The sequence below is a fragment of the Acinetobacter sp. 70_2 genome (assembly GCF_056736115.1).
Genome location: NZ_JBWZIP010000015.1, coordinates 1,475,390 through 1,501,339 on the forward strand (window position 1 = coordinate 1,475,390; position 25,950 = coordinate 1,501,339).

The window sequence follows — 25,950 nt, forward strand, 5'->3', positions numbered from 1 at the left end:
AATACGCACCATCTTTGGTCAATCCTCCACTCTCGTGTTCTCAACATTCTGTTTAAATACTAAAATCCATAACAGTTGCCAAAATATTAAGCATTTCGTTTGAACTTTGCGTGTTAAACTATGCTTCGGTCGCATTAAGGATTGGTTTATGCAGTTTGTTCATCTCGGTATTTACACAGAATTTTCGATTACAGAGTCGATTGTTCGCATACCCGACTTGGTCAAGGCTGCTGTAAAGGATGAAATGCCTGCGCTGGCACTTACCGACTTATCCAACCTGCATGCTGCTGTAAAGTTTTATAACTCTTGTCTAAAAAAAGGTATTAAACCTATTTTAGGTAGCACCATCCGTCTTAACGATGCCCAGCATCGTGCAACGTTACTTGCAATGAGTGAGGTTGGATGGAAAGGTATGACTGAAATTGTTTCGCGTGGCTTCATTGAAGGTCAACAACTCAGTATCCCTTGCGTACAAAAAGAATGGGTTCTAGAACAACACCAAGATATTATTGTTTTACTGGGTCAGCACAGCGATGTTGGGCAAATGCTTTGCTCATCTAACCCACAAAAAGCTGAACCTTTACTTGAAGAGTGGATCGAAAAGTTTGGCGATCGTGTTTATCTTGCTTTAACACGTACTGATCGTCCGGGCGAAGAAGACTTTATTCAAGAAGCTGCCAAACTTGCAGCTAAATACAAAATTGGTGTAGTTGCACATAACGATGTGCACTTTGTTGAAAAAGAAGACTTCGAAGCACACGAAGCACGTGTATGTATTGCAGATGGTTATGTTTTAGCAGATGACCGACGTCCACGTTTATATAGCCCGGAACAGCATTTCAAAACCTCAGATGAAATGATCGAGCTATTTTCAGACATCCCGAGTGCTATTGAAAACACATATCATATTGCTAAACGCTGTAATGTCAGCTTAAAACTCGGCACTTACTTCTTACCTGAGTACCCAATTCCTGATGGTTTTACCATCGACAGCTATTTTGAGCACTTATCAAAAGAAGGTTTGGAAGAGCGTTTAAACTATCTTTACCCAGTTGAAAAACGTGGTGAAGACTGGCCAGAAATTCGTAAGCCATATGATGAGCGAATTGATTATGAAGTCGGTATTATCCTGAAGATGGGTTTCCCCGGCTACTTCCTTATCGTCATGGACTTCATTCAATGGGCAAAAAATAATGGTGTCCCTGTAGGCCCGGGCCGTGGTTCTGGTGCTGGTTCATTGGTTGCATATAGCTTAAAAATTACCGACCTTGACCCACTTCGTTATGACCTACTCTTTGAACGTTTCTTAAACCCGGAACGTGTATCGATGCCCGACTTTGACGTCGATTTCTGTATCGCAGGTCGTGACCGTGTTATTGACTACGTATCACGTACTTATGGCCGTGAAGCGGTTTCTCAGATTGCAACTTTCGGAACCATGGCAGCAAAAGGTGCAATTCGTGACGTTGCCCGTGTTTTAGGTAAGTCTTATGGTCTAGCTGACCGTATTTCAAAAATGGTTCCAACTAAACCACTCGGTGTAGATTTGGCAACTGCTATTGAGATGGAACCTCAGCTTAAAGATATCGTAACTAACCCTTCAAACCCTGATAACGATGATGCCAGCGAAATTTGGGAAATGGCATTAAAGTTAGAAGGTATTACCCGAAATACCGGTAAACATGCCGGTGGTGTTGTTATTGCACCCGGTAAAATTACCGATTTCTCTGCGGTACTTTGTGACGCCGACGGTACTAACCGTGTAGCTCAATACGATAAAGATGACGTAGAAGCTGCAGGTCTTGTAAAATTCGACTTCTTGGGCTTACGTAACTTAACCGTTATTGAAGATGCTATTCAAAATATTAATAAAAACCGTGGCAATGACCCTTTAAACATTTCACACGTCCCTCTTGACGATCCGAAAGCTTATTCTGTCTTTGCCGATGCAAATACAACCGCGGTATTCCAGTTTGAATCCGTCGGTATGAAACGAATGCTGAAAGAAGCACGTCCAAGTAAATTCGAAGAAATTATTGCGTTCGTGTCTTTGTATCGTCCGGGCCCGATGGACCTGATTCCTGACTTTATTCACCGTATGCATGGTGGAGATTTTGAATATCTTCATCCATTGCTGGAAGGTGTATTAGAGCCAACCTACGGGATTATGGTTTACCAAGAACAGGTAATGCAAACTGCACAGATTTGTGCAGGTTATACGCTTGGTGGCGCTGACTTACTTCGCCGTGCAATGGGTAAAAAGAAACCTGAAGAAATGGTGAAACAACGCCAAATCTTCCTTGAAGGTGCTGGACAAAAAGGCATTGATGAAAGCACCGCCAACCATATCTTTGACTATATGGAAAAGTTCGCGGGCTATGGTTTCAACAAATCACATGCGGCTGCTTATGCTCTTGTTGCATACCATACAGCATGGTTAAAAGCTCATTACCCTGCCGAATTTATGGCAGCGGTAATGTCATCGGAAATGCAGAACACGGACAGCGTCGTATTTTTGATTGATGACTGTCGAAATAATGGACTCGAAGTTCTACCTCCTTCAGTTAACATGTCGACTTATCATTTCCATGCCAGTGATGATAAAACCATCGTTTATGGTTTAGGTGCAATTAAAGGTGTTGGTGAACAGGCAATGCAGTCTGTTATTGACTCACGCCGTCAGCAAGGGCCTTATACAGACCTGTTCGACTTCTGCCACCGTATTGATTTGAAAAAAATCAATAAACGAACTTTAGAGGCACTTATCCGTGCTGGTGCGCTAGACTGTTTAGGTATTGAACGTTCGAGTTTAATGGCTCAATTGCCAGAAGCCGTACAAGCTGCTGAACAAGCACGTAGTAACCGTGAAAGCGGCATTATGGACTTATTTGGTGAAGTTGAAGAAGTTCAACGTAAACCCGCCAAGCCAGTTAAGCCGTGGAGCGATGAAGTTCGTCTTAAGGGTGAAAAAGACACTCTTGGTTTGTATTTAACAGGTCACCCTATTGATGTTTACCGTCAAGAACTCAAAGCATTTATTCCTGCAAAACTTAACGAAATTACAGCAACTCGTCGCGGCGTAACGACTGTTTATGCAGGTCTTGTTCTTGATGTAGCCAACTTCCCAAACCGTGTTGTTATCGTACTCGACGATGGAACAGCACGTATTGAAGTCAGCTGTAACCATGAGCGTTTCCAACGCTTTAAAGATATCATTCAAGTTGAACGTGTAGTGGTCTTTGAAGGCGAAATTTATGAGCGTGAAGGCTTTGATCGTCCAATGGGGCGATTAAACAAAGCATTTAACTTAAATGAAATCAGACAAAAACGTGCCAACAGTATTCAAATCAAATTAACCCATGATTTAATGCAACCAAGTTTGGCTAAAGATCTACAAAATATATTATTGCCTTATTGTAATGTCGATATGCATCAGCATATTGCAATACAACTACAGATTGACCAACCATATGCTCAAGCTGAGCTTCAGCTTGGTCCGCAATGGAAAGTCGCTCCTTTAGATGAACTTCTTGCCAAACTGAGAGATTACTTTGGCAAAGATAATATTCATATTGAATATCAGGTAAAATCTAAGGCAGCTAAAGCAGCAGAACCTGTTCGTCCACAACCTGTTGCCTCACCTCCTGTGGACATGACTATTGATGATGCGTTGGATTCATACCAAAGCGAAGTTTCTCAATATTCGTAATTTCTGGAAATCTTATGAGTTTGTTTGACGACACCGCTGTGTCAAAACAATTAGCACAAGTGCGTATTGTGATGGTCAATACCACTTTGCCTGCTAATATTGGCAGTGCTTTACGCGCAATGAAAACAATGGGCTTGAGTAAGTTGGTTCTGGTTTCACCAAAGACCTATCCACATCCAGATATTCAGGCGCTTGCTGCTGGTGCACAAGATTTATTAGAACAAGTTGAAATTGTTGAAACACTCGAAGACGCGATTAAAGATTGCCATTTAGTTTTTGGAACGAGTGCGCGTAGCCGTACTATTCCATGGCCTTTGCTTGATGTGCGCCCTGCTTCCAAAGAAGCAATTAAGGCAGCTTCACAAGGTCAACAGATTGCTATTGTTTTTGGACGTGAAGACCGCGGCTTAACCAATGAAGAATTAGCTTTAGCAAACTATCACCTTACTATTCCTGTAAACTCGGAGTATGGTGTACTTAACGTTGCTCAAGCGATTCAAGTCGTATGTTACGAACTTCGCATGTCGGTATTAGAGCAAAAAGAGTCTACTTCTGATGATGGACAAATGCCACTTGCTCAAGGTCAAAGCATGCAATGGGATGAGCCTTTAGTCACTCAGCAACAAATGGAAGAGTTTTATCCTCATTTGGAAAAAATGCTGACCGAAATTGAATTTTTAGATCCAGAAAATCCACGTTTATTACCTTTACGCTTGCGTCGTTTATTTGGTCGTATACAATTAGATCGTATGGAATATCATTTACTTCGCGGTATTTTTAGTCGAGTTCAAGCTCTGACTAGCGGCAAATGGAAAAAAGCATCATCGGACAAGGAGGATCAATCCAATGCTTAAACAGCTTAAAGAAGATATACAGGCTGTATTCGCGCGAGATCCTGCTGCACGAAATACATTTGAAGTACTCACTACTTATCCTGGTATTCACGCCTTGCTCTTGCACAGACTTGCACATGAGCTTTGGAAAAAAGACTGCAAAGGGACTGCTCGCTTTGTTTCATCATTTAGCCGTTTTGCAACAGGTATTGAAATCCATCCTGGTGCCAAAATTGGTAAACGCTTCTTTATCGATCATGGTATGGGCGTTGTAATAGGTGAAACTGCTGAAATTGGTGACGATGTAACGCTTTATCATGGTGTTACCTTAGGTGGTACCACATGGAAAACTGGCAAACGCCATCCAACGCTAGAAGATGGCGTGGTTGTAGGAGCTGGTGCAAAAATCTTAGGCCCATTTACAGTAGGTAAAGGTGCTAAAGTTGGTTCAAATGCTGTGGTGACAAAAGCTGTTCCTGCTGGTGTAACAGCAGTTGGAAACCCTGCTCGCTATATTTATAAAGATGCCGATAAAACTAAAGATAAAGATGAAGAACGTCGCCGTGATTATGCACAGAGTATTGGTTTTGCTCCGTATGCGACTACTGCTGATCAATCTGATCCGATTTTAGAAGGAATGCGAGTTTTACTTGATCGTATTCAACACAACGAAACACGTATGAATAATTTGTGCCAACGCTTATCTGAACTTGATCCAACTTTCAAAAAAGAAAGCCAAGATGAACAGCCTTTTAGTGATGAAGAGCTAAAAATTCTTGAAGAAGTTCGTCGTGAATGCGGTGCACAAAACAAGACATCAAAAACGTAATATTCTTGATTCATAATGTAACACGCTTACCCTTGCAAGTGGGTTTAGCTTTTCCTAGACTTAGCTGTACCAAATCTGACTTTACTAAAATGAACGGAAGATCCTATGAATTTTAAGCCATTGGCGTATTTAATCCTTGCAACTTCTAGTTTAACAGCGTGTACAATGGCACCTGTAAAAGAACAAAAAATTGAACCTTTTGTTTTCAAGGAACCAGAGCTTACTCCTCCATTTTATGCGTTAAATCCATTTAATTATGATGCTCCACCTGCGTTTGAAGTCGCTTTAAAAGAAGCTGCAGCACAGCCTGTAACTAAAATGGTGGTAACTCGTCAGGACGATCCAACTAAATCACTTACATTAGATACAAATAAATTAATTGTACCTACTATCAATAATTCACAACGTTCAATGAAATACGCAGTTTTAGCGGGCGATAATGAAATTGATGTGACTGAAATTGATGACTTCTTACAACTTGTTGAAGGTAAAGCTCGTCACTACCCGCCTCGCTTTACTGACCGTCAAGAACGTAAAGGTTTTGAAAGCAAACTTAAAGAAGTCACTCAGCGTTTAGATACTTTAGCTGCTAATCCAAATGCGTCATTTGATATTCTTATTCGTGCTTTTAAAGCAAGCGTACTTGCCCGTAACCTTGATTTAGGTACTGCACATACAACTAGATCTTTAGAATATGCACAAAGACTTTTAAAAATTAACCCAGACGATGCAGAAGCGAATTTCTGGTTTGGTTTTGGTTTGTCTGAAGGTGGTGGTCAACGTGAAGCTATTCCATACTTAGACAAAGCCATTAAAGGCAATGTTCAAGAAGCATATTTAGCCGCTGCAAATAACTATATTGCAATGGAACAAAAGAAAAATGCGATTCAGACTTTGAAAAATTACAAGATTAAATACCCTGACGAAGCTGAAGTTGCAGATCGTTTAATTCAAGAAATTGAAAAACAAGGTCGTTGGAATGTATGGCAAGTTTTAACAAACCCTGCTATGGCGCCAGCTACCCCAACTGCACCTGCAAAAAAGTAAGAATGTAAGCTTATTAAAAAGGGCTGATTTGACAGCCCTTTTTTTATATTTGATCAATTGAAAAATACTTTAAAATTTGTATGATCAGCATATTACTGATCCAGATATTTGACCATAATGTTTGTTAGAAAAAGAAACTCAGCGCTCTTCACGGTCATACTCCTCGGTTCAATTCTGAGTGGATGTCAGGTGGTCAATGTTAAGCAACAAGCTCTCAACGTGACTATTGCAAATGAACGTAATAGTATTCTTACCCAAGATAAACTGAGTGAAGCAAGTCTTAACGTTTTGTCTATGTCAGGACAAGAGGCCAAAACCTGTACAGACTCCCCTGACACCTGTGTTAATCAGCTTAAAAATCTTCCCCAAATTTTAGACGAACAGCTTTTATCTGCTGCGAGCGAAATTTATCTGGCAAAAGCGATGGCTTTATCAGATTCTTCCGAGTGTAAAATTAGTCGATTCACTAAACACAAAGCGGCTGATGAACAAAAAGCGATTCAGAATAAATATGACGATTGCTTAGACCAGCAATTGAACTTACTCGACAAGAGCATTCGTTATAGTTATGCCTATTTGTTTTCAACAAAACGTCAGCCGACTGACCGTATTTTTGATAACAGACAAGTTCAAATACGCGACTTTTATAATCAAGCCATTGCCAAAATGGTGAGTGTTTATGATTTAAGATACCCGAAAAAAAATGTGGTAGAGCCACAAATCCATATTGGTAAGAGTGTTTATTCAATAGACTTTGAATTTCATAGACAATTAACTGGCCAAAAGTTAGAGAAATTAATTTCGAGCTATAACTTAAATTTCTCTGGTTTAAGAACAATCAACCGTCGTGATGGTTTCGGTTCTGAATTTGTAGCTGTTTTTCCGAGTTCAGGAAAAGAAGACATTAATGAATATATTTTAGATCCACTTAATTACAGCTATAAAAATGGTGTAAATCCTAATATTCACCATGCCCGTTATTTAGCTGCAACGATTGTGGCTGAGCCTAAAAATGCCAAAACTGTTCAAGACATACTAAATAACCCAGAATTTGTAATTCGAGTTTATGACCCTTATCGCACCGATAATATTAATGTCGCAGGTAAACAATATCCTCTAGCAGCCAACTTCTCTGCACCTTATGGTTTATGGCTAGCTGAAAATAACTTAGGCGTAGCGGCTTATTTAAGTCTGATTGATCGTGATCAGCATTTAACTATGCCGCATTTATATATGCTCGAACCTTATAATCCAAACAAAAAAATTATTGTGTTGGTACATGGTTTGGCAAGTAGCCCCGAGGCATGGATTGCTCTCACCAACGATGTTATGGGCGATACGGTTTTAAGAGACAATTACCAAGTTTGGCAAGTTTTCTATTCGACCAATATGCCAATTTTGGAAAGTCGCTTCCAAATTTATGCACTGCTTAAACAAGCGTTTAGTTCGCTAAACCCAAGTGACCCTGCTGCACACGATGCTGTGCTTGTAGGTCATAGTATGGGCGGTATTATTAGCCGTTTACTGGTCAGTGATGGTGATATTACTCAACCAGCCTTAAAACTGATGACTGTACGTCAACAGAACCGTTTCAAGAAACACCCTATGGTAACTGAGCGATTGCAAATGCATTCAATTGGAAACTTTGATCGCGCAATTTTCTTGGCATCACCTCACAGAGGTACAGATTATGCAGACCGATGGTTTACTTTGGCTGCTCGTAAAATTATTCGTTTGCCGGGTGCTTTTTTATCTGCTGTAGCGACGTCACTAACTACTGAAAACCTAGATGTTAAAGATTTCTTGAATAACATTGATAATGGTCTAATTCAAAATGGACCAAGTGATTTGAGTCATCAATCTAAATTTATGGAGCTTACGGAAAATATTAATCCACACCAAGGATTAGTCTTCCACTCAATTATGGGTAACATTACCAAGAGCGATGATCCAAATGTGATTACCGATGGTATTGTTCCTTATAAGAGTGCTCATCTAGAAGGTGCAAAGTCTGAGAAAGTCCTTCCGGGTGGACACTCTATTCAGTTGACACCTCAAGCTGTACTAGAGCTACGTCGTATTTTACGAGAGCATTTAGTTGAACATGGTTTATATAAACCATAAAAAATAAAAAGAGCCAAAGGATATCCTTTGGCTCTTTTGTTTTAGACTAGATTTTACTGCCCAGAACGAATGATGTAATCAAACGCAGAGAGCGATGCCTTAGCGCCTTCACCTGTAGCAATAATGATTTGCTTATAAGGCACAGTGGTACAGTCACCCGCAGCAAATACACCTTGCACATTGGTTTCGTTGCGGTCATTCACAATGATCTCACCACGATTAGTTAACTCAACTTCACTTTCTTTCAAGAAGTCAGTGTTTGGTAATAAACCAATCTGTACAAAGATCCCTGCAAGCTCTACCACATGCTCTTCATCAGTCGCACGGTCTTTATATTTAAGGCCAGTCACTTGTGAGCCATCGCCTAACACTTCTGTACTTAAGGCATTCATAATCACAGTTGTGTTTGGCAAGCTATGCAATTTGTTTTGCAAAACTTGGTCAGCACGTAGTTTTGTATCGAACTCAACCAAAGTTACATGTTCAACAATTCCTGCAAGGTCAATTGCAGCTTCAACACCTGAGTTACCGCCACCAATCACGGCAACACGTTTGCCTTTGAACAATGGACCATCACAGTGTGGGCAGTACGCAACGCCACGGGTACGATATTCTTGCTCACCCGGTACATTCATTTCTCTCCAACGTGCACCTGTAGAAAGGATCACTGTTTTCGATTCAAGCTTTGCACCGTTTTCAAGTTCAACTGCAACCAAGCCATTTGCAGTCTGGTTCGCGCCTGTGATTTTGCTGACACGTTGCAGGTTCATGATATCAACATCATATTCACGAACGTGTGCTTCCATCTCGGCAGCAAACTTAGGACCTTGAGTCTTTTGCACAGAAGTGAAGTTTTCAATGTCCATGGTATCCATCACCTGACCACCGAAGCGTTCAGCTACGATACCTGTGTTAATACCTTTACGTGCTGCATAGATTGCAGCTGTTGCACCTGCAGGTCCACCACCAATCACCAATACATCAAACGCATCTTTGGCATTAAGTGCTGCTGCATCTTTTTCAGCTGAGTTGGTATCAAGTTTTGCCACGATCTCTTCAAGCGTCATACGACCTTGACCAATGTGTTCGTTGTCTTGGAATACCATTGGTACAGCCATGATTTTGCGTTGTTCAACTTCGTCTTGGAAGAATGCACCATCAATCATGGTTGCTGTAGTGTTCGGGTTATAAATCGCAATCAGGTTCAGCGCCTGTACTACATCCGGACAGTTATGACAGCTTAAAGATACAAACACATCAAAGTTAGCTTTGAGGTTTAAACCTTTAATCTGGTTCAGCAATTCATCAGAAACTTTTGGTGCATAGCCAGACACCTGTAACAGAGCCAAGATCAAAGATGTAAACTCATGACCCATCGGTAAGCCTGCAAAGAACACACGAGGCTGTTCACCTGCTTTAGCCACACCAAAGCTTGGACGACGTGTATTGTTGCCATCAAAACGGGCAGTTACCTTGTCAGAAAGCTCAGCGATTTCTGTCACAAGTTCTTTAATTTGAGCAGCTTTATCTGATTCATCTAAAGCAGCAACTAATTCGATTGGACTTTCTAAACGTTCTAGGTAAGCTTTTAATTGAGTTTTAATGTTTTGATCTAACATCTGTTTTTACTCCAATGCATCCAAATTCTTTCAATAGATGCATAGTACTTTAAAACAATAAATAGGTAAAACAGTATGTTTTTATAGATTTGATCGGTTTTTTAGATTTTATTCTTTTCATTCAAAAAAAGCCAACCTGAACTTATCCCAGTGCAGGTCGGCAAACTGGTTAAACTAGAGTAAGGTCACACCAAATACCGCCCCAGCAATCAGGACATGCAAAGGGTGAACCTTTTTAATTAAAGATAATAAAGTTGCAATGACGACCATAATGACAAGTAAAGTATTTATTGCCGCTGCTTCAGAAATAATCCACGCACTGGCAAGCACAGTTCCCACAGTGACAGGTTGTAAAGCAAGCTGTAAAACACGGCGCCATTTTTTGTCTTTGAACTTAGACCAGCCTCTCATTACAAACACAGTAATAATAGATGAAGGTAAAAATTTAGCGGTAGAGGCGACTAGCAGTCCCGATAATCCTGCTACATGCCAACCGACTAACGGTACAATCATCATATTTGGACCCGGGGCAGCTTGAGCCATGGCGAACAATGCACTGAATTCTTGTGCCGTCATCCAGTGATGAATATCAACTACTTGACGTTGCATTTCGGGCAAAATCGTATTTCCTCCACCAAATGCGATAAGAGACAATTGAGTAAAAATGATCGCTAAAGTAAGTAAAACTGCGCCCATTACACACGTCTCCAAATGATAGCTGAATAAAGTGCCAATAGAATCAGCATCGTCAAAAGCAAAGGAATTTTTAGAAAAGCAATACTGATAATTGCAGCCACGACAACACATATCGCTATTGGGTTACGTAATAATGGTTTCAGCATTTTTAAGCCAGTTGCCACCAGAAGCCCAGCGGCAGCGGCTCCCAACCCTTCAAAAAGATGCTTAACCATTAAATTATCTTGGAACTGCTCATAGACATAATGTAAAAGTACAACAATTACGGTAGGGGCAAGAATTAAACCAATGAGTGAGCTCACTGCTCCACGGACGCCGCGAAACTCCATGCCAATGGCAACCGAGAGATTAATAATGTTGCCCCCTGGTAAGAATTGACACAGACCAAGTAACTCAGTGAATTTTTCAGGACTTAACCATTGTCTCTGCTCTACAATGACTTTTCTTGCTAAAGGTAAAACACCACCAAATCCAATTAAACCTAATGTTAAAAAACCTAAAAATAACTGTGTGCAGGTAGGAACAGTATCCTTCTGCACGGCAATCTCAACATGGTTCATTTTCGTTACTTTTCACTTTATCTGACCAAGATAGAATGATACTTTTGTGGTATATCTACAAATGCTTTTATTTTCATTAACCATACCATAAAGGTATTCCTATGCTCGATTTACATAAACTCCATGCCTTTGTTGTGGTAGTTGAAGAAAGGAATATTACGCATGCCGCAAACCGATTGTTTATTCAACAGCCGCCTCTAACGCGTTTACTTAAAAAACTCGAAGAAGAACTTGGTACACAATTACTTATTCGCCAGCCTCGAGGAATTGAACCAACTGAGGCTGGTTTAGCCTTATTTAAAGAAGCACAGCTTTTATTAGAACATGCCAGACATATTCCAAAATTAGTCCAAGATGTTAGCCAAGGTAAAACTGGACAACTCAATATTGGTTTTACAAGTTCCGCAGGTTTACATCCGCTTATTTCACTAGTATTGCGCTCATATCGAGAAATATATCCAAACGTACAAACCAAACTTGAAGAAGCAGGCAGCCAAAAACAATTAGATCGATTAATCTCCGAGAAACTTGATATTGCTTTTTTAAGAGCACCGATCAGCCGTGATATTGGGTTAAAACATCACCATATATTAGATGAGCCAATGATGGTGGCATTGCCTATAGGCCACCCACTTACACAAAAAGAAAAAATTAGCTCAAATGACTTATCAGATGAAAATTTTGTTTTATACCGTCGTTCTTCAGGACAAGGCTTATATGACAATATTTTATATAGTTGCTATCAAGCAGGCTTTAGTCCACGTATTATTCAGGAAGCACCACGTCCTACCGCAACATTAAATTTAGTGGCGGCTGGAATTGGTATAACGATTGTGCCAGCCTCAATGCATAACTTTTGGGAACATGAAATTGTATATCGCGAGTTTGATGACTCTATAAAAATGAATGCGCCTATTTACTTGATTACACGTGAAAATGAAAATTCAGCGAAAGTTTCAAACTTCATTGAACTACTACAAAAACTATTACCAACGATGACTTGAATATAAGCAACCAAATAATAAAAAAGTGCCTGTATAAAGGCACTTTAATAAAACTTTGATCAAATAAATTTTATTATATTTTTAAGAATAATACTTTTTCTTCAGCCAAAGCGAAACTGAAACTAGTGAGATCAACACAGGTACTTCAACCAATGGTCCAATCACTGTGGTAAATGCCACAGGTGATGCCAGACCAAATGTTGCAATGGCAACCGCTAAAGCTAACTCAAAATTGTTACCAGCCGCAGTAAACGAAATAGCAGTGGTACGTGGATAATTATTTCCCATACGTTTACTCATAAAGAAGCTAATGAAGAACATCACCACAAAGTAAATCGTGAGTGGAATTGCAATACGTAATACATCTAAAGGCAAGCTCACCACATCACCACCTTTTAGACTAAACATAGCCACAATGGTAAAAAGTAAAGCAATTAAACTAATCGGGCTGATTTTTGGTAAAAATTTAGTTTGATACCATTCCAACCCTTTCGACTTGACTAAAATCAAACGCGTCAAGAACCCCATTAAGAATGGAATACCTAAGTACACCAAAACCGCATGTGTGATAGTCCAAAAATTGACATCAATGACTTGCCCTGCCACACCAAAATACGGAGGTAAGAAGGTTAAGAAAAGCCAGGCGTAGGTACTAAAGAACAAAATTTGGAAAATACTGTTAAAGGCAACCAAAGCTGCAACATATTGGTTATCACCACAAGCCAGACCATTCCACACCAAAACCATTGCAATACAACGTGCCAAACCAATCAAAATCAGGCCTGTCATGTATTCCGGATAACTATGCAAGAAAACTATCGCAAGTACGAACATTAAAACTGGAGCAATAATCCAGTTCTGTACCAACGATAAAGTTAAGGTTTTCTTATCTTTAAATACTTCTGGTAACGTAGCATAATCAACCTTTGCTAAAGGTGGATATATCATCAAAATTAAGCCGATTGCGATCGGAATATTAACGTTATCTACACTTAATTCATTTAAAGACACAGATGCCTGAGGAAAGAAAACTCCAATCGCTAAGCCTAAAGCCATGGCAATAAAAATCCATAGCGTCAGGTTACGGTCTATAAAGGAAAGCCCTTGTTTGGTCATGTTCTACTCGAAGAAAGAATTGATTAATTTTGCTCAATACACACAAATGACTAATGCATTTATGCTAAAAAAATCCGAATTTTTAAGACAGAAATCTAGGAAGATTAATCACAGCACGTTGTAGCGATGAAAGGCTGATCCTGTTGTTTTACTCTTGTCTCAGTCTCATCATTTTCTATCACCTTTAAAATATCTAAAGCCCAGACAGGTAAATCAGGATTTAAGCTGTAATAGACCCACTGGCCTTTTCTTTCATCCAGTAATACGCCATGAGTTCTTAATAAGGCTAAGTGTCTAGAGATTTTCGGTTGGCTCAACTCAAGCTGTTCAGTTAACTCACAAACACAAATATTTTGTTTATTTAGAACTAATTTAAGAATATTTAACCGAGTTTGGTCAGATAGACATTTAAAGAAATCGACTTGGTTGATCATATCTTCAACAGAGTATATTCGTTATTGCAAATATACGGATATCCATATATAAATGCAATATCTTAATTTGACAATAAATTTACCATGACTGAGCTAGTGAAGATTTACCATAACCCTGCTTGCGGAACCTCACGCAATACATTGGCGCTTATTCGTCATGCAGGAATTGAACCTATCGTTATTGAATATTTGCAAACACCACCAAGTAAAGATGAATTGATTCAACTCATTAAGGATTCAAACCTAACTGTACGTGAAGCAATTCGTAAAAATGTTGATCCCTATAAAGATTTAGATTTGGAACAAGACCATTGGACCGATGAACAGTTAATTGATTTTATGGTTCAGTACCCAATTTTAATTAATCGCCCATTTGTTGTTACACCAAAAGGCACGCGACTTTGCCGCCCTTCTGAGATTGTATTGGATATTTTAGATACACAAAACTTAAGCTATTTTGCAAAAGAAGATGGCGAAGTAATCATTGATGAACAAGGCCGCCGTATAAAGTAATTGAAGATATTTATTAATATAAAAAGCTAAATGGCATGGCACCATTTAGCTTTTTCTGAATGAAACGGATTAAAAATAGGATTTAATAAAAGGAAGCAGTTGCTCTCCTATTACCATGCCTAATAAACCGACTAATGCAACAAGAGGTGGAGCTGGTGACTTAACATTTAAAACATAATATAAGACACCAACAAGCAACCCTACAGCCAAAGATAACAAGTACATTTTCATCGTACATACCTTAGAGAATCAAGCCATTTAATCAGCAGGTTCCCATACTGTTTTATTTAAAATGCAAAACACGAGCACCCAAGTGCGCCCCAGAAAGATTTTTTGTCCTTATCATTTACAGGAACATCAAGCATCCAAGCGTGGCTGTGTCCATGCATTCCACAGCTGCTAGCACATGCACACAATGCACTTTGTGACTGTAATGATTGATTCGAAGGTGCATTACGGTTTTCGGATAAACGCCACTGACCACCGAAGCGTTTTACCGGCGACCATGTTGGAGATGCTGGCGGTAACGGCGGATCGTCGTGCTTAAACTCTGCCCCTGCGTACACCACTTTGCCACCTAAAACAGTGAGTACAGATTCAATCCACTGGATATCTTCTGCTTCAACTTTGAAGTAGTCATCTGACAACACAACTAAGTCGGCAAGTTCCCCTGCTGTTAGTGAACCTTTGACATCTTTTTCACCTGAGAACCAAGCTGAACCTTTAGTCCAGAGTTTAAGTGCTGTTTGACGGTCTAATAGATTTTTTTCATCATAGAGTGGTAAACCACCGACTGTTTTACCAGTACTTAGCCAATACAAACACACCCAAGGGTTATAGGATGCAACACGAGTCGCATCTGTTCCCGCACCCACAGGAACACCGAGTTCTAACATTTTCTTAACGGGTGGCGTTGCCTGAGCAGCCTCAGCACCGTAGCGTTTTACGAAAATCTCACCTTGATATGCCATACGGTGTTGAATAGCGATACCGCCCCCCAACGCGCCAATACGTTCAATATTACGCTCAGATACAGTTTCGGCATGGTCAATAATAAATCGTGTCGCAAATGGCTGTTTTGAATTTACTTTTTCAAATACATTCAGTAAGCGATTAATACTTTCATCATAAGTTGCATGAATACGGAATGGCCATTTCTTTTCAGCCAAGTGTTCTACAATGGCTTCGAGTTCACCTTCCATTTTTTCTGGTAAATCTGGACGTGGTTCATAGAAATCTTCAAAGTCACCCGCTGACCACGTCAGGTTCTCACCTGCTCCATTCATTCTAAATAGCTCATCACCATCACCCGGAAATGTCATTTCTGTCCAGCGACGATAATCATCAAGCTCTTGGCCTGCCTTCTGAGCAAATAGGTTATAAGCAATACGTACGGTCATTTGATTTTGATCGTGCAATTGCTTAATCACATCATAATCTTCAGGATAGTTTTGCCCACCGCCACCTGCATCAATTGCTGAAGTAATGCCTAATCGGTTCAGTTCACGCATGAAATGACGAGTTGAATTGACTTGATCTTCAACTGGCAATTTCGGCGCTTTACCTAAAGTCGAATATAAAATCATAGCGGATGGAGTTGCGAGCAACAGACCTGTTGGCTCACCTTTTTCATTTCGTACAATCTTGCCGCCAGGTGGGTCAGGTGTATCCTTGTTAAAGCCTAATACATCAAGCGCAGCTCGGTTTAACAAGGCACTGGCATATAAATGTAAAACGAATACTGGAGTATCTGGTGCAGCTTTATTAATTTCTTCTAAAGTCGGTAAACGCTTTTCAGCAAACTGGAATTCAGTCCATCCGCCTACTACACGGACCCATTGTGGAGCTGGAGTATTATCGGCTTGCTCTTTGAGTAAGCGTAACGCATCGGCAACAGATGGCACACCTTCCCAGCGCAGCTCCATATTGTAATTTAGGCCACCACGAATAATATGCAAATGACTGTCATTTAGACCCGGTATAACGCGACGGCCATTTAAATCTACAACTTTGCTTGTTGGTGTTGCGAGCTTCATAACCTCATCATTTGTACCCGTGCGTAATACTTTACCATCTGCAATCGCAATTGCTTGTACTTCTGGACTTTTGGGGTCTAATGTTGTGATTTTACCGTTTATGAGTATGAGGTTTATTTCAGTCATTCTGAACTCCATTCTTGTGAATTATCGTTCTAAAAAATAAAGGCATATCTGTATTAATATCACTTAAATATTGAATACTAGACATGCCTTTACCTAAATCAGTAGTGTTTTATTTTGCAGGAACTGGTGCAAGTACTTCATGTTTTGATGTTGTACGCTCAGGTGCCTTATGTACCATCGTATAGGCATAGTCCACACCCATACCGTAAGCACCAGAGTGTTCACGGACAATCGCCATAACTGCATCATACGTATCACGGTGTGCCCAATCACGCTGCCATTCAAGTAATACTTGTTGCCAAGTTACCGGAACAACACCAGCTTGAATCATACGTTGCATGGCATAGTCATGTGCCTCTTTCGATGTACCACCTGAAGCATCCGCGACCATATAAATCTCATAATCCCCTTCAAGCATCGCACCAAAAGCGAAGGTGTTATTACACACTTCAGTCCACAAACCTGAAACAATCACTTTTTTACGATTATTTTTTGCAAGCGAATCACGTACTTTTTGGTCATCCCACGAATTCATTGAAGTACGTTCTAGTAATGGAGCATCTGGAAATACATCTAAAAGTTCTGGATAGGTATGACCAGAGAAGCTTTCAGTTTCAACCGTTGTAATGGTGACAGGAATATTGAATGTTTTAGCTGCTTTTGCTAATCCTACAGTATTATTCTTTAATACTTGGCGATCTATTGACTGTACCCCAAAAGCCATTTGTGGCTGATGATCAATAAAAATAACCTGACAATTGGTTGGTGATAGTTGTTCTAAAAGTGATTTATTCATGGGTAAACTCCATTATTCCTTATGAGTAATGCATTAAAATTGCTTACTGGTTATTATGAAAACAGATAAAAATGTAAAAGCATAGACAGCAAATCAGCACGAATCTGTATCCTGCACGAATACAATAAAAACAATGATTGCTTTTTAATTTTTATAGTTTAATCATTGATATATATTTTTTTTAACTTTCGCTTATCCATGGATCGATTAGACTGTATTTCCACTTTTGTAAGTGTCGTAGAACATGGTAATTTTAGTAGTGCAGCCAGAGCACTCGATATCTCTCGTGACTTGGTTGCCAAACGCGTTTGCTACCTCGAAAATGACCTAAAAACTACACTATTAACCAGAACCACAAGACAGATGAACCTCACTTCTTGTGGAGAAAAGTTTTATCAACATAGCAAAGTCATTTTAAGTGAGTTTGAATGGGCCGCCTATGAAATTAACTACAATCAGCAGTACCCTGAAGGTGAACTCAAACTCAATACCCCCATGTCTTTTAGTAATATTTTTCTTCAAAATATAATTTCAGATTTTATTGAAAAATACCCTAGTATCAAAATTGATTTGTTCATGACAGATCAGCTATTAGACATGAATAATAATAAATTTGATTTAACAATTCGTGTAGATGGTTCTCCTCCAAATTTGGCAAATAGTAAAATATTAAATACCTATCAACGATATTTATATGCAACGCCTGAGTATTTTAATCAGCATGGATTACCCGCCTCTTTAGAGGAACTCAAAGATCATAAATTTTTAATTTATTATCAAGATAGCCGTCATAAGAAATTGATTTTCCAAAAAGATCAAAAAGAAGTGTCCTTTAATTGTTTCCCTGTGATGACCTGTAATAATGGTGAATTATTATTAGATATGTGCCTAAAAGATCACGGTATTGTATTCCTTCCAGAGTTTATTGCGGAGCCTTACTACAAAGAAGGTAAATTACAAAAATGTTTAGAAGACTACACCAGTCAGCCACTGCACTTATATGTGACATGGCCAAACCGTAAAATTTTATCGAAGAAAGTAAAACTATTTATTGATTTTTTAACGCATCAAATCGCTCCTATAAAATAAGTGGTCTGGGCCTTTTCCATAAGAGTTGGCCCACTTTTTTTAGTTGGTTTGAGTAGCTTCAATCTTCTTATTTTTAAATAAATTTAATAAATTTTGCTCTGCTGTCACTGGGCTGTTTTCTTCAACAAATGTCGTCGCGTAGTGTTCTAAATGCTCTTCCATCAATTGAGTTGCTCGCTTTTCATCGCCTTGCTCAATCGCATTTAAAATTGCACGATGTTCATCTGCCGAACAATTATTATGTTTTGGAATTTCATATAACCCAATTAATAACGAAGTCCTTGCAATAAGCGTCTGCAAATAACTGGTCATAATCGTATTTTGATTTGCTTCAATCAGCTTTAAATGAAATTGCCCTGATAGCTTAATCCACTCGGCCCAATTGCCAGCTAAACGCTCATGAGACTCTTGATCTACTAAACCTCGAAGCTCACTAAAATCTAGGCTATGTGACTTTTGAGCTAGCTTTTTTACAGTAGCGATTTCAAGCATGCTGCGTGCTTCAAAGACCTCTTTTGTTTCATGAGCGCTATGTTTTGCGATGAGTGCTCCACGATTGGGCTGAATTTCGATGACCTTATCATGGGCAAGTTTGACAAAAACACGTCTTAACACTCCTCGCGTTACACCAAATGCTTCACACAAAGGTGCTTCAACTAAACGTGCGCCAGGGGCAAGTTGTCGATTTAAAATAGCATCTACAATAGCGTTATATATATGGTCATCAATTTCATCATTGCTCATTTCTACGGCTTTTTTTGGTGCATTCGATGGCATTGATTTTTCCATTTTTTATTGATGCTCCCTCTTTTTAAAACTTTATCTCATGACAGTAGTGTAAGTTTAACTTAAGCGTTTTGGAATATTGCTCTCATTCCCACGACAAATATACTTAACCAAATAATTCAATATTAAATCTCTAAATATCCACTTATACACCTCAATTTACTTACTTTTTATAAAAAATTAAGCACTTCTCATTTTATAAATCTGTCCCTGCATATCCAAAATCTATACCAGTTTAAATGACTCATAAGCGCTACTTCTTAAATTTGGCATAACTTTTGCTCAATCTAAATTGTGCACAATTTAAATACCACATTGTACACAATTTTAATTTCATTCTTTTAGACAGAAAAACAATGCTGCTGAAAGTGCCTCCATCTTAAGGAAGTGAGTGTTCAAGATGAATAATACCGAAGCAATAATTAAACCTTCTTATGATGCAAAACTGACAAATCAAGATTTAGCTCCTTTAAAAAAGCAAACATGGGGCGCTTATAATATTTTTGCTTTCTGGATGTCTGATGTTCATAGTGTCGGCGGTTATGTTATGGCTGGGAGCCTTTTTGCACTCGGGCTCAATAGCTGGCAGGTACTTTTATCTTTACTGATCGGCATTGCCATAGTTCAGTTTTTTACAAATCTGATTGCCAAGTCTAGCCAACAAACTGGTACGCCCTATCCTGTTATTTGCCGCGCAACCTTCGGTGTGCTTGGTGCTAATATTCCTGCTGTTATTCGTGGTCTTATTGCTGTCGCATGGTATGGCATTCAAACCTATTTGGCATCAAGTGCTTTCTTATTGGTCATTTTAAAGTTCTTTCCAGAATGGTCAGTCTATGCCGATGTTTCAAATTACGGCTTTCTTGGGCTTTCCTATTTAGGATGGGTTGGCTTCATGCTGCTTTGGCTACTGCAAGCGATTGTTTTTTGGTCTGGCATGGACAGTATTCGTAAATTCATTGACTGGGCAGGTCCAGCTGTCTACATCGTAATGTTTGCGATGGCAGTATGGCTGATCTGGAAAGCTGGATGGCAGAATATTGATTTAAACTTGAGCGGTGTTCAATACGACGGTTTTGCGGTTGTACCAGTCATGATTGGTGCTATTGCGCTTGTTGTTTCATATTTTTCAGGGCCTATGCTGAACTTTGGTGACTTCTCTCGTTATGGCAAAAGTTTTAATGCCATTAAAATGGGGAACTTTCTTGGGCTACCGATTAACTTCTTAGGCTTTTCTTTACTTACTGTGGTGTGTATTGCAGCAACGCTTCCAGTCTACGGCAAGCTCATTACAGACCCTGTCGAGATGGTTGGAAAACTAGATAACACATTTGTGGTGATTTTAGGCAGTTTAACCTTAATGATTGCCACCATTGGAATTAATATTGTCGCTAACTTTGTTTCACCTGCCTTTGATTTTTCTAATGTTTCACCGAGCAAAATTAGCTGGCGCATGGGTGGAATGATTGCAGCAGTTGGTTCAATTTTCATTACCCCATGGAATTTATTTAATAATCCTCAAGTAATCCACTACACCATTGATATTTTAGGTGCATTTATTGGCCCACTTTTTGGTGTATTGCTAGCCGATTTTTACCTCGTTAAAAAACAGAAAATCGAAGTAGATGATTTATATACCTTAGATACCAAAGGTTTGTATTGGTACAAAAATGGTTATAACCACTCTGCCTTTTATGCCTTAATTCCAGCTTCATTAATTCCTATTCTATGTGTGCTTTTACCACAACTCTCTGCACTTGCTAATTTCACATGGTTTATTGGGATGGGATTCGGTTTTGTCATTTACCGATTTCTTAACCAACCGCTTGTCCATGCTAAATCGGCAATGACTAAGGTAAAAGTACAATGAAAATTAAAATTATTAATCCTAATACCACCCAAAGTATGACTGACAAAATTGCTGCATCAGCAAAGATAGTCACAAGTTCTGGTACTCAAATTATTGCAGTGAGTCCCCAAATGGGCCCTGCAACAATTGAAAGTTATTATGATGAAGCTCTAAGTGCAGTAGGTGTGTTAGAAGAAATACGCCAAGGTGAATTTGTAGGTGTAGATGCCTATATCATTGCCTGTTTTGGTGATCCTGCGCTTTATGCCGCCCGTGAAATCACTTCGGCACCTGTGATTGGGATTGCCGAAGCAGCTATGCGAACTGCAAGTTATGTCAGTACTGGGTTTAGTGTAGTCACAACCTTACAACGCACAGTGAATATGAGTTGGCATCTGGCTCATCGCTATGGCTCTACGCCATTTTGCAAAAATATTCGAGCTTGTGACATTGCAGTTGAAGAGTTGGAGCTTCCTGACTCAGATGCTTATCGAACCATACGAGATGAGTGCAAAAAAGCGCTCGCAGAAGATAAAAGCGATGCGATTGTTTTGGGGTGTGCAGGTATGAGTGATTTATGTCTAAAGCTACAAAACGAGTTGGGAGTAATCGTTATTGATGGCGTTGCAGCAGCAGTTAAACAAGCTGAAATGTTAGTCCAGTTAAATTTAAAAACCAGCAAAGTTGGTGATTGGGCCTCACCTCCTGTAAAGAGTTACACAGGTATATTGTCAGGATTTGGAATACGCTAAAGAGTTATTGTTTCAATTCCAACTCAAAACACTGCGTTGGAATTGAAACAAAGAATAGTCAAAAGAATTAAGCCTCTGCTAACTCTGGCTTTTGTTCTTCTGTATAAAATGGTACATCGCCATTAATGGTTGCGCGGTGCATGATGCGATGGGCATCGCCATAATCAAATAATGCTTTATGTTGCGTACAACGGTTATCCCAAATCGCGACATCACCATCTTGCCATTTCCAGCGTAAATGAAATTGCTCTTGGGTCGCATGTTCAAACAAGAAATTAAGTAATTGCTCACTTTCTTGTTCAGGTAACTCATTAATTCGAATTGTAAAACCCTCACTTACAAACAACAAAGGCTCACCTGTAACCGGATGGGTACGCACCACTGGGTGAACCACTGGTGGGTTACGCTTAAATGTTTGCAAAAGCTTTTCACGTTCTTCTTCGTTATGAGCAAAACGCTCAAGTGGAAAAGACTTCCGAATATCGTGGGTTGCAGTTAAGCCACGCAATTTTTGCTGTAACTCAAGCGGGAGTCCTTTAAAAGCTGCTGTGTTGCTCGACCACAACGTATCACCACCTACAGGTGGAATTTTAATGGCTTGCAACACACAACCTAAAGGTGGAGTTTTACTAAAAGTCACATCTGTGTGCCAAAGTTCATTGTCACGCAAATCTTGTTTCCAGCTATCGAGCACCATCACTTCAGGTACATCTTCAATTGAAGGATAAATCGGGTGCACGTGTAAGGTGCCAAAACTACGTGCCAAGTCTGCTTGTGCTTGTGGTGCTAATTGTTGCTTTCGAAAAAAAATGACCTGATGATCAAGCAAAGCCTGCTGGATTTGTTGCGTTGTCAGTTCATTTAACGCATTCAAATCGATATCGTGAATAATTGCGCCAATGGTAGGCTTGATCACTTCAATATTTAAGTTTGCTAATTCTGTATTCATCTTCTTTACTACAACTGCTGACCATACCAAGGAGAAAACTGTTTTTGTAACCAACGTAAAAACAGCTCAAAACTAACTGCGACAATCGCAATCACAATAATGCCCAGAATCACCGTATCGGTAATTAAGAACTGCGCTGCCGATTGCACCATAAAACCAATACCGCGGTCAGCTGCAACCAACTCTGCTGCAACTAATGTTGACCAACCCACCCCAAGACCAATACGAATACCGGTAATAATTTGAGGCAAAGCCGTTGGTAAAATGACATGCCAAAAGACTTGTGACTGACTTGCCCCTAACGACAATGCCGCACGTTCACGATTAAGCTGATGGCTTAACACACCATGCGCACTACTAATAATGACAGGCGCCAAAATCGAGAAGAAAATCAAAAGTACTTTTGTGGTTTCGCCAATACCGAACCAAATTACGAGTAAGGGTAAATAAGCTAACGGCGGAATTGGACGTAATAATTCAACCAAAGGATCTAGAACTGCGCGAACCCATTTGTTCAGGCCCATCCATAAACCCAGTGGTACACCAATCACCACGGCAGCAATCAAAGCTAAAAACACACGAGAGATACTGGCTGCCAAGTGTTGCCACAAAGTAGCCTTCATAAAGCCTTCTTGGCTGACAGATATAAACTTTTGCCAGACTGCCTGTGGACTCGGTAAAAACAGTTCAGGTACGACATGCAAAGCAGTAATGAGGAACCAGAGTGCAACCACACTTCCTACACTAATTATGCTGACTGCCAAAGTGCGATGCTTCTCAAAAAATGACGATAGAAATGAAGCATTTTCTGTTTGCACATCTGGCTTAAGTTTTAGCCCTGCTTTGTCATATTCATAGACGTTATCTTTAGTACTCATGTGGTTAACGCCTCCTTACTGCTTTGTTTTTGTGCTCTTAAACTTTCAAACAGCTGCTCTCTGAGCTGAATAAATTGTGGGTCCGATTTAATTGAGCGAATAGACTCGCCCTGACGATATCGATTAGCAAAATCGAGATGTAGAGTTTCTACAATTTTGCCTGGATGCGCTGTCATCAAAACTAACTGATTGCTGAGCAATAATGCTTCTTCAATGTCATGAGTAATTAAAAAGAAGCTTTTATTTTGTTGAATCCATAAATCGAGCACTAACTGCTGCATGTTTTCACGCGTAAAAGCATCTAATGCCGCAAAAGGTTCATCTAATAAAATAAACGGCGCGTGGCTGATCAAAGCTCTGGCAATACCAACACGTTGTTTCATACCACCGGAAAGTTCCCAAATATTGGCTTTTTCAACGTGACTTAAACCTACAATTTTTAAAATTGCGTTCACTTGTGCTTCGATATCTGCGCGCTTTAAACCTTTTAACTGCAAAGCGAAGCCAACATTATCTGCAACATTCAACCAAGGAAGGAGTGCATGATCCTGAAACACGACAGCGCGGGTTACATCTGGTCCATTTACCACTTCATGATTTACAAGCACATCACCTGAACTCGGCTTTTGAAACCCTGCCAAGATATTAAGCAAAGTTGTTTTGCCACAACCTGACTCGCCCAAAATCACGGTTAAAGAACCTTCTTCAATGGTTAGGTTAATGTCTTGTAAAACTGGCTTTTGCTGTTTAGGAAAAGTCAGATGAATATGTTTGGCTTCTAGTACACTCATGACAACTCCTTAAGGCTGCAAAAATGAAGAATTCACGTTGCCTTTATAATCGGCTTTAAGTTGATCGACCTTGCCCTGACCTTTTAAGAACTTCGCTGTATCAAAAATATTTTGCGCGAATTCACCATCTAACGTTTGTTTTTGCTGAGCGTGGTCAAGGTAAATATTTCCACTTAATAAAAGCGGGATATCTTTTGGATCAGAACCAGTAAGCTGCGCAATTTTTTGCACGTTATCGGCATCTTTAACGTAAGCGGCTGGATCTTGATTATATTTTTCAAGCTGCTCAAGCGTAGTTTTAACAAAAGCTTTTAAGAAATCAGGATTTTTCTCTGCAAAATCTTTACGTACAACCCATAAGTCATAAGTTGGAGCACCCCACTCACCCACTTGTTTTGAGTCGGTTAAAACCGTACCAGATGCTTTGGCTTTACTTAAAGCAGGTTCCCATACATATGCTGCATCAATATCACCACGTTCCCAAGCAGCTGAAATTTCAGGTGGACGCAAGTTAATAATTTTTACTTTATCTTCTGGAATGTTCCAATGTTTAAGTGCAGACAAAAGGCTGTAATGCGTAGTTGAAACAAACGGTACAGCAATGGTTTTGCCAATTAAATCTTGAGGAGTTTTAATGCCTGATTTATTACTTACTACTAATGCTTCAGACCCACCAAGTTTTGATGTAATTAAGAATACTTCAATCGGTAAATCACGGCTTGCCGCAGCAGCAAGTGGACTTGAGCCAATATTGCCAAGTACGACATCACCTGAAGCAAGTGCGTTTACAACATCTGAACCCGCATCAAATTTTTTCCATTGAATATTACGTTGGCTATGTTTTTCATATTCCCCATTGGCCTGGGCAACTTTGCTTGGGTCCACCCCTGTTTGGTAGGCAATTACGACAGGTTTACTGTCGCTAACTGAAGCACTTGTATTATTGTCTTTCTTATTTTGCCATACGATAAATGCAACAATTGCTACAACCACAATTGCCGTGATAATCAACGGTTTGGTCTTTGTGCTCATAATTTCATGATCTTTCAATAATATAAGCTCATGGTATGCAGCTGGCTTTATAATGAAAAATAAAAAAATATGAGTTGCTTATCTATTTTTGATAAATAACTTTTTCATATAAGTTTTTATCTTTTGGTAAAAAGCAAATATCAACCAAACTTACAGATTAGCCATAAAATTAAAATACTTATATATCAATAATTAAAAAGGATATTCAAAAAACACATGATGAGAAAAACCTGACATACCTACTCTAATTATTTTATCCTACTCATTTCGTCATTTTTATTTTTTGCTTATTGCATCCAGAGTTTTGCATCTAATTAATTTTCATTCTTTTATATAAAGTTCAGATTTTATTATCTTTTTATCTTAAAACTTCTGCAAATAT

23 protein-coding genes are annotated in these 25,950 nt (G+C 39.4%); 10 read left to right on the forward strand and 13 right to left on the reverse strand.

The features are described from left to right. The first annotated feature begins 148 nt into the window (after nt 1-148). From dnaE to AC1PJ9_RS16090, 5 genes are all read left to right on the forward strand, one after another. Nucleotides 149-3,709, forward strand: coding sequence for a DNA polymerase III subunit alpha (gene dnaE / locus AC1PJ9_RS16070; protein ID WP_311087800.1), 3,561 nt, complete (start codon nt 149-151; stop codon nt 3,707-3,709). A gap of 14 nt (nt 3,710-3,723) precedes the next feature. Further along, entirely contained in the window at nt 3,724-4,563 is an 840-nt protein-coding gene (locus AC1PJ9_RS16075) for an RNA methyltransferase (RefSeq protein WP_263613519.1), read from the forward strand. Beyond that, nucleotides 4,556-5,371 carry a serine O-acetyltransferase gene (gene cysE / locus AC1PJ9_RS16080; RefSeq protein ID WP_263613518.1) on the forward strand — a complete coding sequence of 272 codons (816 nt, stop codon included), beginning with the start codon at nt 4,556-4,558 and terminating at the stop codon, nt 5,369-5,371. Before AC1PJ9_RS16075 ends, cysE begins: the two co-directional genes overlap by 8 nt. Before the next feature lie 105 nt (nt 5,372-5,476). Beyond that, a complete protein-coding gene (locus AC1PJ9_RS16085; RefSeq protein ID WP_311087801.1) occupies nt 5,477-6,418 on the forward strand; it encodes an ABUW_2363 family tetratricopeptide repeat lipoprotein in 942 nt (313 codons plus the stop codon). A gap of 117 nt (nt 6,419-6,535) precedes the next feature. Continuing rightward, nucleotides 6,536-8,542, forward strand: coding sequence for an esterase/lipase family protein (locus AC1PJ9_RS16090; RefSeq protein WP_311087802.1), 2,007 nt, complete (start codon nt 6,536-6,538; stop codon nt 8,540-8,542). A 53-nt stretch (nt 8,543-8,595) separates the two neighbouring features. Here AC1PJ9_RS16090 and ahpF read toward each other — a convergent pair whose 3' ends face one another. The 3 genes from ahpF to AC1PJ9_RS16105 form a co-directional block, all read right to left on the reverse strand. Next, nucleotides 8,596-10,161 carry an alkyl hydroperoxide reductase subunit F gene (gene ahpF, locus AC1PJ9_RS16095; RefSeq protein ID WP_263613515.1) on the reverse strand — a complete coding sequence of 522 codons (1,566 nt, stop codon included), beginning with the start codon at nt 10,159-10,161 and terminating at the stop codon, nt 8,596-8,598. A gap of 174 nt (nt 10,162-10,335) precedes the next feature. Then, nucleotides 10,336-10,857: a chromate transporter gene (locus AC1PJ9_RS16100; RefSeq protein ID WP_311087803.1), complete on the reverse strand. Its 522-nt coding sequence runs from the start codon at nt 10,855-10,857 to the stop codon at nt 10,336-10,338. Continuing rightward, a complete protein-coding gene (locus tag AC1PJ9_RS16105) occupies nt 10,857-11,417 on the reverse strand; it encodes a chromate transporter (protein WP_311087804.1) in 561 nt (186 codons plus the stop codon). Before AC1PJ9_RS16105 ends, AC1PJ9_RS16100 begins: the two co-directional genes overlap by 1 nt. A 101-nt stretch (nt 11,418-11,518) precedes the next feature. On the opposite strand from AC1PJ9_RS16105, the gene AC1PJ9_RS16110 reads away from it, so the two are divergent. Beyond that, nucleotides 11,519-12,421, forward strand: a complete 903-nt coding sequence (locus tag AC1PJ9_RS16110) for a LysR family transcriptional regulator (RefSeq protein WP_311087805.1) — start codon at nt 11,519-11,521, stop codon at nt 12,419-12,421. An 81-nt stretch (nt 12,422-12,502) separates the two neighbouring features. Here AC1PJ9_RS16110 and arsB read toward each other — a convergent pair whose 3' ends face one another. Continuing rightward, nucleotides 12,503-13,537, reverse strand: coding sequence for an ACR3 family arsenite efflux transporter (gene arsB, locus AC1PJ9_RS16115; protein ID WP_311087806.1), 1,035 nt, complete (start codon nt 13,535-13,537; stop codon nt 12,503-12,505). A 104-nt stretch (nt 13,538-13,641) separates the two neighbouring features. After that, nucleotides 13,642-13,971, reverse strand: coding sequence for an ArsR/SmtB family transcription factor (locus AC1PJ9_RS16120; protein ID WP_311087807.1), 330 nt, complete (start codon nt 13,969-13,971; stop codon nt 13,642-13,644). 84 nt (nt 13,972-14,055) lie between these two features. Here AC1PJ9_RS16120 and arsC point away from each other — a divergent pair, with 84 nt between their 5' ends. After that, complete coding sequence (gene arsC, locus AC1PJ9_RS16125) at nt 14,056-14,484, forward strand: arsenate reductase (glutaredoxin) (protein WP_238517402.1); 429 nt, start codon at nt 14,056-14,058, stop codon at nt 14,482-14,484. A 69-nt stretch (nt 14,485-14,553) separates the two neighbouring features. Here the strand turns inward: arsC and AC1PJ9_RS16130 are convergent, their stop codons facing one another. From AC1PJ9_RS16130 to AC1PJ9_RS16140, 3 genes are all read right to left on the reverse strand, one after another. Then, nucleotides 14,554-14,715 carry a DUF1427 family protein gene (locus AC1PJ9_RS16130; protein ID WP_000784879.1) on the reverse strand — a complete coding sequence of 54 codons (162 nt, stop codon included), beginning with the start codon at nt 14,713-14,715 and terminating at the stop codon, nt 14,554-14,556. A 56-nt stretch (nt 14,716-14,771) separates the two neighbouring features. After that, nucleotides 14,772-16,646: an amidohydrolase gene (locus AC1PJ9_RS16135; RefSeq protein ID WP_311087808.1), complete on the reverse strand. Its 1,875-nt coding sequence runs from the start codon at nt 16,644-16,646 to the stop codon at nt 14,772-14,774. 109 nt (nt 16,647-16,755) lie between these two features. Further along, nucleotides 16,756-17,442 (reverse strand): hydrolase, encoded by a 687-nt coding sequence (locus AC1PJ9_RS16140; protein ID WP_001043290.1) that lies wholly within the window; start codon nt 17,440-17,442, stop codon nt 16,756-16,758. A gap of 198 nt (nt 17,443-17,640) precedes the next feature. On the opposite strand from AC1PJ9_RS16140, the gene AC1PJ9_RS16145 reads away from it, so the two are divergent. Then, the gene (locus AC1PJ9_RS16145; protein ID WP_311087809.1) at nt 17,641-18,531 is read left to right on the forward strand and encodes a LysR family transcriptional regulator; all 891 of its coding nucleotides are present in this window, start codon (nt 17,641-17,643) and stop codon (nt 18,529-18,531) included. Between the two features lie 39 nt (nt 18,532-18,570). Here AC1PJ9_RS16145 and AC1PJ9_RS16150 read toward each other — a convergent pair whose 3' ends face one another. Next, entirely contained in the window at nt 18,571-19,320 is a 750-nt protein-coding gene (locus tag AC1PJ9_RS16150) for a GntR family transcriptional regulator (protein ID WP_311087810.1), read from the reverse strand. Between the two features lie 397 nt (nt 19,321-19,717). Between AC1PJ9_RS16150 and AC1PJ9_RS16155 the strand changes: the two genes are divergently transcribed. Beyond that, nucleotides 19,718-21,187, forward strand: coding sequence for an NCS1 family nucleobase:cation symporter-1 (locus AC1PJ9_RS16155; protein WP_311087811.1), 1,470 nt, complete (start codon nt 19,718-19,720; stop codon nt 21,185-21,187). After that, entirely contained in the window at nt 21,184-21,918 is a 735-nt protein-coding gene (locus tag AC1PJ9_RS16160; protein ID WP_311087812.1) for an aspartate/glutamate racemase family protein, read from the forward strand. Before AC1PJ9_RS16155 ends, AC1PJ9_RS16160 begins: the two co-directional genes overlap by 4 nt. Before the next feature lie 67 nt (nt 21,919-21,985). Here the strand turns inward: AC1PJ9_RS16160 and tauD are convergent, their stop codons facing one another. Genes tauD through tauA form a run of 4 tightly spaced genes read right to left on the reverse strand, consistent with a single transcriptional unit; the run spans nt 21,986 to nt 25,586 of the window. Beyond that, a complete protein-coding gene (gene tauD / locus AC1PJ9_RS16165; RefSeq protein WP_311087813.1) occupies nt 21,986-22,867 on the reverse strand; it encodes a taurine dioxygenase in 882 nt (293 codons plus the stop codon). 8 nt (nt 22,868-22,875) lie between these two features. Beyond that, entirely contained in the window at nt 22,876-23,745 is an 870-nt protein-coding gene (gene tauC / locus AC1PJ9_RS16170; protein WP_311087814.1) for a taurine ABC transporter permease TauC, read from the reverse strand. Next, a complete protein-coding gene (locus AC1PJ9_RS16175) occupies nt 23,742-24,536 on the reverse strand; it encodes a taurine ABC transporter ATP-binding protein (protein ID WP_174765888.1) in 795 nt (264 codons plus the stop codon). The genes tauC and AC1PJ9_RS16175 overlap by 4 nt, the downstream gene beginning before the upstream one ends. A gap of 9 nt (nt 24,537-24,545) precedes the next feature. Then, nucleotides 24,546-25,586, reverse strand: coding sequence for a taurine ABC transporter substrate-binding protein (gene tauA, locus AC1PJ9_RS16180; protein ID WP_151822015.1), 1,041 nt, complete (start codon nt 25,584-25,586; stop codon nt 24,546-24,548). Nucleotides 25,587-25,950: the final 364 nt, after the last annotated feature.

What these genes read in the sequence shown, in the direction of transcription:
- dnaE (WP_311087800.1), top strand. Translation starts at nt 149, where the DNA reads ATGCAGTTTGTTCATCTCGGTATTTACACAGAATTTTCGATTACAGAG.
- AC1PJ9_RS16075 (WP_263613519.1), top strand. Translation starts at nt 3,724, where the DNA reads ATGAGTTTGTTTGACGACACCGCTGTGTCAAAACAATTAGCACAAGTG.
- cysE (WP_263613518.1), top strand. Translation starts at nt 4,556, where the DNA reads ATGCTTAAACAGCTTAAAGAAGATATACAGGCTGTATTCGCGCGAGAT.
- AC1PJ9_RS16085 (WP_311087801.1), top strand. Translation starts at nt 5,477, where the DNA reads ATGAATTTTAAGCCATTGGCGTATTTAATCCTTGCAACTTCTAGTTTA.
- AC1PJ9_RS16090 (WP_311087802.1), top strand. Translation starts at nt 6,536, where the DNA reads ATGTTTGTTAGAAAAAGAAACTCAGCGCTCTTCACGGTCATACTCCTC.
- ahpF (WP_263613515.1), bottom strand. Translation starts at nt 10,161, where the DNA reads ATGTTAGATCAAAACATTAAAACTCAATTAAAAGCTTACCTAGAACGT.
- AC1PJ9_RS16100 (WP_311087803.1), bottom strand. Translation starts at nt 10,857, where the DNA reads ATGGGCGCAGTTTTACTTACTTTAGCGATCATTTTTACTCAATTGTCT.
- AC1PJ9_RS16105 (WP_311087804.1), bottom strand. Translation starts at nt 11,417, where the DNA reads ATGAACCATGTTGAGATTGCCGTGCAGAAGGATACTGTTCCTACCTGC.
- AC1PJ9_RS16110 (WP_311087805.1), top strand. Translation starts at nt 11,519, where the DNA reads ATGCTCGATTTACATAAACTCCATGCCTTTGTTGTGGTAGTTGAAGAA.
- arsB (WP_311087806.1), bottom strand. Translation starts at nt 13,537, where the DNA reads ATGACCAAACAAGGGCTTTCCTTTATAGACCGTAACCTGACGCTATGG.
- AC1PJ9_RS16120 (WP_311087807.1), bottom strand. Translation starts at nt 13,971, where the DNA reads ATGATCAACCAAGTCGATTTCTTTAAATGTCTATCTGACCAAACTCGG.
- arsC (WP_238517402.1), top strand. Translation starts at nt 14,056, where the DNA reads ATGACTGAGCTAGTGAAGATTTACCATAACCCTGCTTGCGGAACCTCA.
- AC1PJ9_RS16130 (WP_000784879.1), bottom strand. Translation starts at nt 14,715, where the DNA reads ATGAAAATGTACTTGTTATCTTTGGCTGTAGGGTTGCTTGTTGGTGTC.
- AC1PJ9_RS16135 (WP_311087808.1), bottom strand. Translation starts at nt 16,646, where the DNA reads ATGACTGAAATAAACCTCATACTCATAAACGGTAAAATCACAACATTA.
- AC1PJ9_RS16140 (WP_001043290.1), bottom strand. Translation starts at nt 17,442, where the DNA reads ATGAATAAATCACTTTTAGAACAACTATCACCAACCAATTGTCAGGTT.
- AC1PJ9_RS16145 (WP_311087809.1), top strand. Translation starts at nt 17,641, where the DNA reads ATGGATCGATTAGACTGTATTTCCACTTTTGTAAGTGTCGTAGAACAT.
- AC1PJ9_RS16150 (WP_311087810.1), bottom strand. Translation starts at nt 19,320, where the DNA reads ATGGAAAAATCAATGCCATCGAATGCACCAAAAAAAGCCGTAGAAATG.
- AC1PJ9_RS16155 (WP_311087811.1), top strand. Translation starts at nt 19,718, where the DNA reads ATGAATAATACCGAAGCAATAATTAAACCTTCTTATGATGCAAAACTG.
- AC1PJ9_RS16160 (WP_311087812.1), top strand. Translation starts at nt 21,184, where the DNA reads ATGAAAATTAAAATTATTAATCCTAATACCACCCAAAGTATGACTGAC.
- tauD (WP_311087813.1), bottom strand. Translation starts at nt 22,867, where the DNA reads ATGAATACAGAATTAGCAAACTTAAATATTGAAGTGATCAAGCCTACC.
- tauC (WP_311087814.1), bottom strand. Translation starts at nt 23,745, where the DNA reads ATGAGTACTAAAGATAACGTCTATGAATATGACAAAGCAGGGCTAAAA.
- AC1PJ9_RS16175 (WP_174765888.1), bottom strand. Translation starts at nt 24,536, where the DNA reads ATGAGTGTACTAGAAGCCAAACATATTCATCTGACTTTTCCTAAACAG.